Here is a 13,608-nt window from a genome sequence, read left to right on the forward strand (position 1 = left end):
ACGGGCGGCGCGCCGGTTGGACGTCCGCGACGGGCGATGGCACTATGTGCCGCCACGCGTTGGCGGAGTGAAGCATTCCACCCCAAATCCGGCTGCTGACCTGCGCGTCCGCGTTGCTCCGGGGAGAGTTGCCAGCCTTTTGCGGACTCTGTGAAGGGATCGTGCAGACTGGCCGGATGCGCACGGAACTCGTCTCGGAACCAGGCCTCGCCGACCGCCCCAACGAGGACTTCGCGAGCGTCGCACTACCGGCTTCAGGACAGGGCGGCTCACTCGTCGTGCTGGACGGCGTGACACCCCCGAGGGGGGAGACGGGTTGTCTGCATTCCGTACCCTGGTTCACCGCGCGGCTCGGTGGTGCGCTGACCGAACTGACCGTTTCACTCGCGGATGCCCCTCTCTCCGACGTCCTGTCCCGCGCCATCGCGCGTACCTCCGCGGCGCACGCGGGAACCTGTGACCTTTCTCACCCGCGTACGCCTCAGGCAACCGTGGTCCTGGCGCGTTGGTCCCCCGTCCAGGTCGAGTACCTGGTGCTGTCCGATTCGGCCCTGCTGGTGGAGGCTCCCGACGGCACGGTCACGGCGGTCCTGGACGACCGGCTGGCCCGCCTGCCGCGCTCGGCCCTCGCCACGGACGCGCTGGTGGACGCCGGCTACCGCAACAAGGACGGCGGCTTCTTCACGGCCGCGGCCGACCCGGCGGTGGCGGCACGGGCGGTGACGGGGGCGCTGCCGCGCGAGGAGGTGCGGACGCTGATGGCGCTGACGGACGGGGCCGCGCGCTGGGTGGAGACGTTCCGGGAGGGCGACTGGGCGGACTGCCTCGCCCTGGTGCGCGAGCAGGGCGCGCGGGCACTGGTGGACCGGGTGCGGGAGCGGGAACGCGTGGACGCGGCGGGGGCGCCGGAGTTCCTCGGCCGCGGCAAGACGCACGACGACGCGACGGTGGTGTACGCGGAGCTTCGAGCGGATCCGTGAAGAGGGGCCGGGCCGGGCTACTTCTCCATTCCCCGGTTCAGTTCGTGCAGCAGGCGGGCCAGTTCCGCCACTTCACGCGGGTCCCAGTCGGCGAGCCGGCGGGCGTACCGGGCCCGGCGGGCCTCCCGCACCCTGCCGACCCGCTCCTGGCCCTCCGGGGTGAGGGTGACCAGCCAGGCGCGGCCGTCGGCGGGGTCGGGCTCGCGGGCGACGAGGCCGAGTTCCTCCAGGGCGCGCAGCTGGCGGGACATCGTCGCCTTGCCGACGCCGATGTAGGCGGCGAGGTCCGTGGCACGCTGTCCGCCGCACGCGCCGAGCCGGACGAGAAGGCCGTAGGCGGAGGGTTCCAGATCGGGGTGGACCTCCCGGGCCATCTCTCCCTGACTGGCCCGCGCACGGCGCATCAGCACCGTCAGTTCGCGTTCCAGTGCCAGGAATTCGGGCTGGTTCACACCAGTCCCGGACACCGGGGATCCGTCCCGGCGACCGCCGCCGTTTCCGCCTTCGTGCACGTCAGCCCCTGCCTCGATCTTCCCGGTCCTGAAAGTTTCCGCCACGGGCCGCCATCACCGCAGCTCGGCAAGTATTTCGCAGGCTTAGACCAACGGCGGCCACCGGCCCTCTTCCCCTCCGACGTTCTACGTGCGTAGCGTCTTCACCGGGCGAGGATGGCATGCGCACGCCATACCGGCGTCGCTCGGCCGCCTTCCCCGCCCGCGCATCCCCCACCGAGCACCACCGAGCCATCGGAGGCACGTCCATGTTCGTGCACAGATCCGGATCGGCCCGGAGCCGGCGTCTCGCCGCCACCGGGATTCTGCTCGCCGCCCTCTCCCTCCTCGTCGCCCAGCCCTCGTCGGCCGCCGACACCCCGCCCCGCGGTTCCGCCCACATGGGCATGGGCGTCCTGGCCCACGACGGGCAGCAGGGCACCCCCGTACCCGGTGACGCCACCCAGACGGAGGGCGTGGACGTCTCCGGCCACCAGGGCAACGTCGCCTGGTCGACCCTGTGGAACAGCGGGGTCAGGTGGGCCTACGTCAAGGCCACCGAGGGGACCTACTACACGAACCCCTACTTCGCCCAGCAGTACAACGGCTCCTACAACGTCGGCATGATCCGCGGCGCGTACCACTTCGCCACCCCGGACACGACGAGCGGCGCCACCCAGGCCAACTACTTCGTCGACCACGGCGGCGGCTGGTCCCGGGACGGCAAGACCCTGCCGGGCGCGCTCGACATCGAGTGGAACCCGTACGGTGCCGCCTGCTACGGCAAGACGCAGAGCGCGATGGTGACCTGGATCCGGGACTTCCTGAACCAGTACAAGGCCCGCACCGGCCGGGACGCCGTCATCTACACGGCGACCAGCTGGTGGACCCAGTGCACCGGCAACTACGGCGGCTTCGCCGCGAACAACCCGCTGTGGATCGCCCGGTACGCCTCCACGGTGGGGACGCTGCCGGCCGGCTGGGGCTACTACACGATGTGGCAGTACACCTCGTCCGGCCCGACGGTCGGGGACCACGACAAGTTCAACGGCGCGCTGGACCGGGTGCAGGCACTGGCCAACGGCTGACCGGCACCACCCCCGGCCGGGGGTACGGGGGTCGCCCCCGGACGAATGAGCCGGGCAGACGGCCGACCCGGACAGGGACGGGGCCCGGGTCCCCTCGGGGACCCGGGCCCTCGCCTCTCCCGGGCACGTCCGTCACGCCGCGACCGGAACCTCCGGCTCGGCACCGTTCACGGCCGGTGCCAGCGCCAGTTCGAGGACCTGGCGGACGTCGCTGACGGCGTGGACGTCGAGCTTGTCCAGCACCTCGGCCGGGACGTCGTCCAGGTCGGGCTCGTTGCGCTTGGGGATGATCACCGTGGTGACGCCCGCCCGGTGCGCCGCGAGCAGCTTCTGCTTGACCCCGCCGATCGGCAGGACCCGCCCGGTCAGCGAGACCTCGCCGGTCATCGCCACGTCGGTGCGGACCAGCCGGCCCGACAGCAGCGAGGCGAGGGCCGTGGTCATCGTGACGCCGGCGCTCGGGCCGTCCTTGGGGACCGCGCCCGCCGGGAAGTGGATGTGCACGCCCCGGTCCTTCAGGTCGGCCACCGGCAGTTCGAGCTCGGCGCCGTGGCTGCGCAGGAAGCTCAGCGCGATCTGCGCGGACTCCTTCATCACGTCGCCCAGCTGGCCGGTCAGCGTCAGACCCGCCGCGCCCGTCTCCGGGTCGGCCAGCGACGCCTCGACGTACAGCACGTCGCCGCCCGCGCCGGTGACCGCGAGGCCCGTGGCCACGCCCGGCACCGAGGTGCGCCGCTCGGCCGGGTCCTGCGCGGACTCGGGCACGTGGTGCGGCCGGCCGATCAGATCGCGCAGGTCGCCGTCGGTGACGGTGAACGGCAGCTCCCGCTCGCCCAGCTCGTGCCGGGCCGCCACCTTGCGCAGCAGCCGCGCGATCGACCGCTCCAGGGTGCGCACGCCGGCCTCGCGGGTGTACTCGCCGGCCAGCCTGCGCAGCGCGCCCTCGTCGATCGTGACCTCGTCCTTGTCCAGGCCGGCCCGCTCCAGCTGGCGCGGGACCAGGTGGTCACGGGCGATGACGACCTTCTCGTCCTCGGTGTAGCCGTCCAGCCGCACGATCTCCATGCGGTCGGCCAGCGCCTCCGGGATCGCCTCCAGCACATTGGCGGTGGCCAGGAAGACGACGTCGGACAGGTCGAGCTCGACCTCCAGGTAGTGGTCCCGGAAGGTGTGGTTCTGGGCCGGGTCGAGGACCTCCAGCAGGGCCGCGGCCGGGTCGCCCCGGAAGTCGGATCCCACCTTGTCGATCTCGTCCAGGAGCACGACCGGGTTCATCGACCCGGCCTCCTTGATCGCCCGCACGATCCGGCCGGGCAGCGCGCCGACGTACGTACGCCGGTGGCCGCGGATCTCGGCCTCGTCGCGGACGCCGCCGAGGGCGACGCGGACGAACTTGCGTCCCATGGCGTGCGCGACGGACTCGCCGAGCGACGTCTTGCCGACGCCGGGCGGTCCCACCAGGGCCAGCACGGCACCGCCGCGGCGGCCGCCGACGACACCGAGGCCGCGGTCGTTGCGCCGCTTGCGCACGGCCAGGTACTCGGTGATCCGCTCCTTCACGTCCTGCAGGCCCGCGTGCTCGGCGTCCAGGACGGCCTGGGCGCCCCGGATGTCGTAGGCGTCCTCGGTGCGCTCGTTCCACGGCATCTCCAGGACCGTGTCCAGCCAGGTGCGGATCCACGAGCCCTCGGGCGACTGGTCGGAGGCCCGCTCGAGCTTGTCGACCTCCTTGAGCGCGGCCTCCCGGACCTTCTCGGGCAGGTCCGCGGCCTCGACACGGGCGCGGTAGTCGTCGGACTCCTCGCCCTCCTGCTCGCCGTTCAGCTCCCGCAGCTCCTTGCGCACGGCCTCCAGCTGGCGGCGCAGCAGGAACTCGCGCTGCTGCTTGTCGACGCCCTCCTGGACGTCCTTGGCGATGGTCTCGGCGACGTCCTGCTCGGCGAGGTGGTCGCGCAGCTGCTTCGTGGCGAGCCTGAGGCGGGCCACCGGGTCGGCGGTCTCCAGCAGCTCGACCTTCTGCTCGGTGGTCAGGAACGGCGAGTAGCCGGAGTTGTCGGCCAGCGCCGAGACGCCGTCGATGGCCTGGACGCGGTCCACGACCTGCCAGGCGCCGCGCTTGCGCAGCCAGGCGGTGGCGAGGGCCTTGTACTCCTTGACGAGTTCGGTCACCTGCCCGGGCAGCGGGTCGGGCACGCTCTCGTCGATCTGCGTGCCCTCGACCCACAGGGCGGCGCCGGGGCCGGTGGTGCCGGCGCCGATCCTCACCCTGCTGCGGCCCCGGATGAGGGCGCCCGGGTCGCCGTCCGCGAGACGGCCGACCTGTTCGACCGTGCCGAGGACGCCGGTCTTCGCGTAGGTGCCGTCGATGCGCGGCACCAGCAGGACCCGGGGCTTGCCGGGTTCGTCCCTGGCGGCGGCCTGCGCGGCCTCCACCGCGGCCCGCACCTCGGGATCGCTCAGATCCAGCGGGACCACCATCCCGGGCAGCACGATCTCGTCGTCGAGCGGCAGCACGGGCAGGGTGAGCGGTGTGAACGCCGTGGACTCAGCAGCCATGATCTCCCCTTCGGCAGTCAAGTTGAGTTATGCCGACTCAATGCTCGGGAGCCGATGATTGTTCCCAGGGTCCTGTTCGCTGTGAGCGATCAAGGAGCGGTGCCGACCGGAAGCCGCCTCCTCACGCACCACAGCACGGCCGGAACCCCGGTGATTCCCCCCGACGGAAGTGCCAGGATGGGCCGATGCCCCTCACCTCTTACGACTCCCACGACACCCCGGAAGTTCTGGACCGTCGCGAGGGCCCGTACGGCGAGGTCGTCCTGCGCCGGCACGGGGCGTTGCTGCAGATCATCGCGAACGGCTGCTTCCTGATGGACACCTCCGACGGGCGCTCGGAGCGCCGGCTCGTCGACGCGGCGGCCGAGGCGCTCGACGGCCGGGCCGCACCGCACCTGCTCATCGGCGGGCTCGGCGTCGGCTTTTCGCTCGTGCACGCGTCCGCCGACCCCCGCTGGGGCCGGATCGCGGTCGTCGAACGCGAACGCGCCGTCATCGACTGGCACCGCGCCGGACCGCTGGCCGAGGTGTCCCGCGGGGCGCTGGCCGACCCCCGCACGGAGATCGTCGAGGCGGATCTGACGGATTACGTCAATGAGACTTCCGCCACGTACGACGCGCTGTGCCTCGACATCGACAACGGCCCCGACTGGACCGTCACCGAGGGCAACGACGGACTGTACTCGCCGGCCGGACTGGCAGGCTGCGCACGGGTGTTGAGGCCCGGCGGGGTGCTCGCCGTGTGGTCCGCGCAGCCCTCTCCGGAATTCGAAGAAACCTTGCGTAATGCCGGGTTCCAGCAGGTGCGTACCGAAGAGATCCCCGTTGCCCGGGGCGTTCCGGACGTCGTCCACCTCGGCGTCGGGCCTGGATAGCAAAGCCGTGGCGCATCCCCGTACGCTGCTGCCCTGACGCGGATCGTTCAAGCGTCGAGCGCAGTCATGGGATCACCCCACGGATTCCGGAAAGCACACCTCAGGGGCGGGCGATGGAACAGACACAGACCTCCCACAACGGCACGGCGGCGACCCAGGGCGCACAGCGCCGGGTGCTGGTGGTCGAGGACGACCAGACGATCGTGGACGCCATCGCGACCCGCCTGCGCGCCGAGGGGTTCCTGGTGCAAACGGCGGGCGACGGCCCGGCCGCCGTCGACACGGCCGAGGCCTGGCAGCCCGACCTGCTGATCCTCGACATCATGCTGCCCGGCTTCGACGGCCTGGAGGTCTGCCGCCGCGTGCAGGCCCAGCGGCCGGTGCCGGTGCTGATGCTCACCGCCCGCGACGACGAGACGGACATGCTGGTCGGCCTCGGCGTGGGTGCCGACGACTACATGACCAAGCCGTTCTCGATGCGCGAGCTGGCCGCGCGCGTGCACGTGCTGCTGCGCCGGGTGGAGCGGGCCGTCGTGGCCGCCTCGACGCCGCGCAGCGGCATCCTGCGCCTCGGTGAGCTGGAGATCGACCACGCGCAGCGCCGGGTGCGGGTGCGCAGCGAGGACGTCCACCTGACGCCCACCGAGTTCGACCTGCTGGTGTGCCTGGCGAACACCCCGCGCGCGGTGCTCTCCCGCGAGCAGCTGCTGGCCGAGGTCTGGGACTGGGCGGACGCCTCGGGCACCCGGACCGTCGACAGCCACATCAAGGCGCTGCGCCGCAAGATCGGGGCCGAGCGCATCCGCACCGTGCACGGTGTGGGCTACGCGCTGGAGACGCCGACCCCATGAGTCCGGAACGGGAAGCCGCACGGAGGAGCCCCGGGGCACCCTGGGGCGGCGTACGCCCGTTCTCGATCAAGACCAAGCTGGGCGCGCTGGTCGTCACGTCGGTGCTGATCACCACCGGTCTGTCGGTGATCGCGGTGCACACCAAGACGGAGCTGCGCTTCATCACGGTCTTCTCGATGATCGCCACGCTGCTGATCACTCAGTTCGTGGCGCACTCGCTGACCGCGCCGCTGGACGAGATGAACGCCGTCGCCCGGTCCATCTCGCACGGCGACTACACGCGCCGGGTGCGCGAGAACCGCCGCGACGAGCTGGGCGACCTCGCCGTCACGATCAACCGCATGGCCGACGACCTGGAGGCCCAGGACCTCCAGCGCAAGGAGCTGGTGGCGAACGTCTCGCACGAGCTGCGCACCCCCATCGCGGGTCTGCGCGCGGTGCTGGAGAACATCGTCGACGGCGTCACCGAGGCCGACCCGGAGACCATGCGCACGGCCCTGAAGCAGACCGAGCGGCTCGGCCGGCTGGTGGAGACGCTGCTGGACCTCTCCCGGCTGGACAACGGCGTCGTCCCGCTGAAGAAGCGGCGTTTCGAGGTGTGGCCGTACCTGTCGGGTGTGCTGAAGGAGGCCAACATGGTCGCCTCGGCGCGCGCGGGCATCGCGTCCGGGTCCGGCAGCCACACGCGCACCGACGTGCATCTGGCCCTCGACGTGTTCCCGGCCGGCCTGACCGCCCACGCCGACCCCGAGCGCATCCACCAGGTGGTCGCCAACCTCATCGACAACGCGGTCAAGCACAGTCCGCCGCACGGCCGGGTGACGGTCAGGGCGCGGGCCGGGGCACAGCCGGAGTCCCTCGAGCTGGAGGTCCTGGACGAGGGGCCCGGCATTCCGCGGTCGGAGTGGCGACGGGTGTTCGAGCGGTTCAACCGGGGCGCGGTGTCCCGGCCGCACGGCCCGGGCAGCGACGGCGGCACCGGACTCGGCCTGGCGATCGCCCGCTGGGCGGTGGATCTGCACGGCGGCCGGATCGGTGTGGCCGAATCCGAGCGGGGCTGCCGCATTCTCATCACTCTTCCGGGCCTGCCTCCGGCGTCGAGTTGACATAGGGTTCGAAACGGAGCGCCAAGATCCACAGACGTTCGCCCTGACGGACACGTGTGATCAGGCACAGGGCCGCGCCTTCTTCGCGCCGGGCCCGGGTCTCCCCTTCCCAGACGCAACAGAACCTCGCTTGTTTCCCGCCATTTCCAGCACCGAAACACGCTCTGCGATGTGACTTACGCGACGTTGAACGGGCCCGGTCTGACCTTCCGGTCCGGGGAGGCGTAGCCTTGATTCCCGCTGTCCACCACCTTGTGAAGCGGAAGAGGGCGGTTCTCGCCGTGTCGCCACAGTCCCCCAGTAACTCGAGCATCTCGACCGACACCGACCAAGCGGGCAAGAACCCCGCTGCCGCGTTCGGTGCCAACGAGTGGCTCGTCGACGAGATCTATCAGCAGTACCTCCAGGATCCGAACTCCGTGGATCGTGCCTGGTGGGACTTCTTCGCCGACTACAAGCCAGGGGCGCCCGCCGCCCAGGCCCCGTCCGGCCCCGCGACCACGAGCACGCCGCAGGCCGCCCCGGCCGCTCCCGCGCAGCCCGCCCCGGCCCAGGCACCGGCGGCTCCCCAGCCGGCCGCCGCCCCCGCGCAGCCGGCGGCCCGGCCCGCCGCCGCGGCCCCGGCCGCTCCGGCCGCGAAGCCCGCCGCCCCGCAGGCCGCGAAGCCGCAGGCGAAGACCGAGCCCGCCAAGGAGGCTCCCGAGGGGCCCGAACTGGTGACGCTGCGCGGCCCGGCCGCCGCGGTCGCCAAGAACATGAACGCCTCCCTGGAGCTGCCCACGGCCACGTCCGTGCGCGCCGTCCCGGTGAAGCTGCTGTTCGACAACCGCATCGTCATCAACAACCACCTCAAGCGCGCCCGGGGCGGGAAGATCTCCTTCACGCACCTGATCGGCTACGCGATGGTGCAGGCCATCAAGGCCATGCCGGCGATGAACTACGCGTTCGGCGAGAAGGACGGCAAGCCGACGCTCATCAAGCCGCCGCACGTCAACCTCGGTCTCGCCATCGACCTGGTCAAGCCCAACGGCGACCGCCAGCTGGTCGTCGCGGCGATCAAGAAGGCCGAGACCATGAACTTCTTCGAGTTCTGGCAGGCCTACGAGGACATCGTCCGCCGCGCCCGCGAGGGCAAGCTGACGATGGACGACTTCACCGGCGTCACCGTCTCCCTGACCAACCCGGGCGGTCTCGGCACCGTCCACTCCGTGCCGCGCCTGATGCCCGGCCAGTCGGTGATCATGGGCGTCGGCTCCATGGACTACCCGGCGGAGTTCCAGGGCACCAGCCAGGACACCCTGAACAAGCTCGGCATCTCGAAGGTCATGACGCTCACGTCGACCTACGACCACCGGGTCATCCAGGGCGCCGCCTCCGGCGAGTTCCTGCGCCAGGTCGCCAACCTCCTCCTCGGCGAGAACGGCTTCTACGACGAGATCTTCGAGGCGCTGCGCATCCCCTACGAGCCGGTCCGCTGGCTCAAGGACATCGACGCCTCGCACGACGACGACGTCACCAAGGCCGCCCGCGTCTTCGAGCTGATCCACTCCTACCGGGTCCGCGGCCACGTCATGGCCGACACCGACCCGCTGGAGTACCAGCAGCGCAAGCACCCCGACCTGGACATCACCGAGCACGGGCTCACCCTGTGGGACCTGGAGCGCGAGTTCGCCGTCGGCGGCTTCGCCGGCAAGTCGATGATGAAGCTGCGCGACATCCTCGGCGTGCTGCGCGACTCGTACTGCCGCACCACCGGCATCGAGTTCATGCACATCCAGGACCCCAAGCAGCGCAAGTGGATCCAGGACCGCGTGGAGCGCCCGCACTCCAAGCCGGAGCGCGAGGAGCAGCTGCGCATCCTGCGCCGGCTGAACGCGGCGGAGGCCTTCGAGACCTTCCTGCAGACCAAGTACGTCGGTCAGAAGCGGTTCTCCCTGGAGGGCGGCGAGTCCGTCATCCCGCTGCTGGACGCGGTCATCGACTCGGCGGCCGAGTCCCGCCTGGACGAGGTCGTCATCGGCATGGCCCACCGCGGCCGGCTGAACGTGCTGGCCAACGTGGTCGGCAAGTCGTACGCGCAGATCTTCCGCGAGTTCGAGGGCAACCTCGACCCGAAGTCGATGCACGGCTCCGGTGACGTGAAGTACCACCTGGGCGCCGAGGGCACCTTCACGGGCCTGGACGGAGACCAGATCAAGGTCTCGCTGGTGGCCAACCCCTCGCACCTGGAGGCGGTGGACCCGGTCCTGGAGGGCGTCGCGCGCGCCAAGCAGGACATCATCAACAAGGGCGGCACGGACTTCACCGTCCTGCCGGTGGCGATCCACGGCGACGCGGCCTTCGCGGGCCAGGGCGTGGTGGCCGAGACCCTGAACATGTCGCAGCTGCGGGGCTACCGCACCGGCGGCACGGTCCACGTCGTCATCAACAACCAGGTCGGCTTCACCGCGGCCCCCGAGTCCTCGCGTTCCTCCATGTACGCGACGGACGTGGCCCGCATGATCGAGGCCCCGATCTTCCACGTGAACGGCGACGACCCGGAGGCCGTCGTGCGCGTCGCGCGCATGGCCTTCGAGTTCCGCCAGGCGTTCAACAAGGACGTGGTGATCGACCTCATCTGCTACCGCCGCCGCGGTCACAACGAGTCCGACAACCCGGCCTTCACCCAGCCGCTGATGTACGACCTGATCGACCGCAAGCGCTCGGTGCGCAAGCTGTACACCGAGTCCCTGATCGGCCGCGGCGACATCACCCTGGAAGAGGCCGAGCAGGCGCTGCAGGACTACCAGGGCCAGCTGGAGAAGGTCTTCACCGAGGTCCGCGAGGCCACCTCGCAGCCCTCGGCCGTGGAGTCCTCCGACCCGCAGGCCGAGTTCCCGGTCTCCGTGAACACCGCGGTCTCCGCCGAGGTCGTCAAGCGGATCGCCGAGTCCCAGGTCAACATCCCCGACCACGTCACCGTCCACCCGCGCCTGCTGCCGCAGCTGCAGCGCCGGGCGGCGATGGTCGAGGACGGCACGATCGACTGGGGCATGGGCGAGACCCTCGCCGTCGGCTCCCTCCTGCTGGAGGGCGTGCCGGTGCGCCTGGCGGGCCAGGACTCGCAGCGCGGCACCTTCGGCCAGCGGCACGCGGTCATCATCGACCGCGAGACGGGCAACGAGTTCACGCCGCTGTTGTACCTGGCCGAGGACCAGGCCCGGTACAACGTCTACAACTCCCTGCTGTCCGAGTACGCGGCGATGGGCTTCGAGTACGGCTACTCGCTGGCCCGCCCCGAGGCCCTGGTCATGTGGGAGGCGCAGTTCGGCGACTTCGTCAACGGCGCGCAGACGGTCGTGGACGAGTTCATCTCGTCGGCGGAGCAGAAGTGGAACCAGACCTCCGGTGTGGTCCTCCTGCTTCCCCACGGCTACGAGGGCCAGGGCCCGGACCACTCCTCGGCCCGCCCGGAGCGCTTCCTCCAGCTGTGCGCGCAGAACAACATGACGGTCGCGATGCCGACCTCGCCGGCGAACTACTTCCACCTCCTGCGGTGGCAGGTGCACAACCCGCACCACAAGCCGCTGGTCGTCTTCACCCCGAAGTCGATGCTGCGCCTGAAGGCGGCGGCCTCGAAGGCGGAGGAGTTCACGACGGGCCGCTTCCAGCCGGTCGTCGGCGACGACTCGGTCGAGGCGTCCGCGGTCAAGAAGGTCGTCTTCTGCGCCGGCAAGGTCTACTACGACCTGGAGGCCGAGCGGAAGAAGCGCGGCGTCACGGACACGGCCATCATCCGCATCGAGCGCCTGTACCCGCTGCCGGGTGCCGAGCTCCAGGCGGAGATCGCCAAGTACCCGAACGCCGAGAAGTACCTGTGGGCCCAGGAGGAGCCGGCGAACCAGGGTGCCTGGCCGTTCATCGCGCTCAACCTGATCGACCACCTGGACCTGGCGGTCGGCGCCGACGTCCCGCACGGCGAGCGCCTGCGCCGCATCTCGCGTCCGCACAGCTCGTCCCCGGCCGTCGGTTCCGCCAAGCGGCACCAGGCCGAGCAGGAGCAGCTGGTGCGTGAGGTGTTCGAGGCCTGATCCCTCGTACGGCCTGATGTGAGGGGCCCGGCCCGCGTTCGCCGAACGCGGGCCGGGCCCCTGCGCGTACTCCCGGGCCCCTGCGCCTGCTACCGGGCACGGCCGGACGAGTGGGCGCCGGCCACGCCTATCCTGGTAGCGACACCCGATATCCGACCCGTTCGACCCAGTCGACCCATCCGACGGAGAGCACGTTGTACTTCACCGACCGCGGCATCGAGGAACTGGAGAAGCGGCGCGGCGAGGAAGAGGTCACCTTCGAGTGGCTCGCCGAGCAGCTGCGGACCTTCGTCGACCTCAACCCGGACTTCGAGGTGCCGGTGGAACGGCTGGCGACGTGGCTGGCGCGGCTGGACGACGAGGACGACGACGAGTAGGGACGAGGTCCTTCCTGGGTCGTTCTCCCGCGGGGTGCCGGACCGGCACCCCGTTCGCCTGTCCTGAGGGCTTCTGCCGGCGGCCGAGGGCCCGCTCTCCAGCTTGGGGTGCGGGCCCTTCGGCGTGCCCGCGAACCGTGGCTGCTCCGGCGCTCCGGCCGGCCGTCGGCCACCGGAACGGGTGTCTTGACTTTCGACCACCGCGATATATCGTGAATGACGAAGGACGCGATATGGCGCGTTCGGTCAGGAGGTCTGCACCATGTCCGAGTGGTCCGTCGCGGAGCCCGGGAAGCTCTCCTTCGACGAGCCCGTGAACGAGCTCCAGGTACGCATCGTCAACGGAACGGTGAACGTCGTGGGCACGAACGAGGGTTCCGCCCGCCTGGAGGTGTCCGAGATCGAGGGCCCGCCCCTGATCGTGACCCACCAGGGCGGCACGCTCACGGTGGCCTACGAGGACCTGCCCTGGAAGGGCTTCCTCAAGTGGCTCGAACGCAAGCACTGGCGCCGCAGCGCGGTGGTCTCCCTGGCCGTCCCCGCCCGCACCCGCGTGGAGGTGGGCGTCGTCGGCGCCGCGGCCGTCGTCTCCGGCATCGACGGCCGCACCGAGGTGAAGGGCGTCACCGGGGACACCACCCTGGTGAGCCTCACGGGACCGGTCCGCGCGGACACGGTCTCGGGCAGTCTGGAGGCCCAGACGCTCACCGGGGACTTCCGCTTCCACTCCGTCTCCGGGGACCTGACCGTGGTGGAGGCCGGTTCGTCCGTGAGGGCGGACTCGGTGAGCGGTTCGATGATCGTGGACCTCGATCCGGCCGACGGATCCACCGACATCAGTCTCACCAGCGTCTCGGGCGAGATCGCCATCCGGCTGCCCCGGGCGGCCGACACCGAGGTGGAGGCCAGCACCACCAGGGGCACGGTCTCCAACGCCTTCGAGGACCTCCGGGTGACCGGCCAGTGGGGCACCAAGCGGATCACCGGCCGGCTCGGCTCGGGCAACGGCCGGCTGCAGGCCACGACGGTCTCCGGCTCGATCGCCCTGCTGCGCCGGCCGGCGGCGGAGGAGACACCGTGGGAGGCGGTGCCGGGGGGCACCGGCCCGGCGGGCGACCCACGGAGCGACTCGGGGGACAATTCCGCTTCCGGCCGGAACGACGGCTCCACCGACGCCCCGGCCGACGGCACGACCGACAAGAAGGTGCTCTGAC

General features: G+C 71.0%; 10 protein-coding genes. 8 read left to right on the forward strand and 2 right to left on the reverse strand.

Annotation, left to right across the window (positions count from 1 at the left end):
- Window positions 1-176: 176 nt before the first annotated feature.
- On the forward strand, window positions 177-980 hold the full coding sequence (locus ACIRFH_RS04510) for a protein phosphatase 2C domain-containing protein (protein ID WP_403517062.1): 804 nt from the start codon (window positions 177-179) through the stop codon (window positions 978-980).
- 17 nt (window positions 981-997) lie between these two features.
- Here ACIRFH_RS04510 and ACIRFH_RS04515 read toward each other — a convergent pair whose 3' ends face one another.
- The gene (locus ACIRFH_RS04515) at window positions 998-1,492 is read right to left on the reverse strand and encodes a MarR family winged helix-turn-helix transcriptional regulator (RefSeq protein ID WP_403517063.1); all 495 of its coding nucleotides are present in this window, start codon (window positions 1,490-1,492) and stop codon (window positions 998-1,000) included.
- Between the two features lie 248 nt (window positions 1,493-1,740).
- Between ACIRFH_RS04515 and ACIRFH_RS04520 the strand changes: the two genes are divergently transcribed.
- Window positions 1,741-2,559: a lysozyme gene (locus tag ACIRFH_RS04520; RefSeq protein WP_403517064.1), complete on the forward strand. Its 819-nt coding sequence runs from the start codon at window positions 1,741-1,743 to the stop codon at window positions 2,557-2,559.
- A gap of 132 nt (window positions 2,560-2,691) precedes the next feature.
- On the opposite strand, the gene lon is transcribed toward ACIRFH_RS04520, so the two are convergent.
- Window positions 2,692-5,115, reverse strand: coding sequence for an endopeptidase La (gene lon, locus ACIRFH_RS04525; RefSeq protein ID WP_403517065.1), 2,424 nt, complete (start codon window positions 5,113-5,115; stop codon window positions 2,692-2,694).
- Between the two features lie 185 nt (window positions 5,116-5,300).
- Here lon and ACIRFH_RS04530 point away from each other — a divergent pair, with 185 nt between their 5' ends.
- The 6 genes from ACIRFH_RS04530 to ACIRFH_RS04555 all read left to right on the forward strand — a co-directional run bounded on the left by ACIRFH_RS04530 (window position 5,301) and on the right by ACIRFH_RS04555 (window position 13,607).
- On the forward strand, window positions 5,301-5,990 hold the full coding sequence (locus tag ACIRFH_RS04530; protein ID WP_403517066.1) for a spermidine synthase: 690 nt from the start codon (window positions 5,301-5,303) through the stop codon (window positions 5,988-5,990).
- 113 nt (window positions 5,991-6,103) lie between these two features.
- On the forward strand, window positions 6,104-6,841 hold the full coding sequence (locus ACIRFH_RS04535; protein ID WP_403517067.1) for a response regulator transcription factor: 738 nt from the start codon (window positions 6,104-6,106) through the stop codon (window positions 6,839-6,841).
- On the forward strand, window positions 6,838-7,947 hold the full coding sequence (locus ACIRFH_RS04540) for a sensor histidine kinase (RefSeq protein WP_403517068.1): 1,110 nt from the start codon (window positions 6,838-6,840) through the stop codon (window positions 7,945-7,947). Before ACIRFH_RS04535 ends, ACIRFH_RS04540 begins: the two co-directional genes overlap by 4 nt.
- Window positions 7,948-8,228: 281 nt before the next feature.
- Window positions 8,229-12,017 (forward strand): multifunctional oxoglutarate decarboxylase/oxoglutarate dehydrogenase thiamine pyrophosphate-binding subunit/dihydrolipoyllysine-residue succinyltransferase subunit, encoded by a 3,789-nt coding sequence (locus ACIRFH_RS04545; protein WP_403517069.1) that lies wholly within the window; start codon window positions 8,229-8,231, stop codon window positions 12,015-12,017.
- 194 nt (window positions 12,018-12,211) lie between these two features.
- Window positions 12,212-12,394, forward strand: a complete 183-nt coding sequence (locus ACIRFH_RS04550; protein WP_019075209.1) for a DUF6104 family protein — start codon at window positions 12,212-12,214, stop codon at window positions 12,392-12,394.
- Window positions 12,395-12,656: 262 nt separating this feature from the next.
- A complete protein-coding gene (locus ACIRFH_RS04555) occupies window positions 12,657-13,607 on the forward strand; it encodes a DUF4097 family beta strand repeat-containing protein (RefSeq protein WP_403517070.1) in 951 nt (316 codons plus the stop codon).
- The last annotated feature ends 1 nt before the right edge of the window (window position 13,608 follow it).

Source organism: Streptomyces sp. NPDC093586 (genome assembly GCF_044764905.1).
GTDB lineage: Bacteria > Actinomycetota > Actinomycetes > Streptomycetales > Streptomycetaceae > Streptomyces.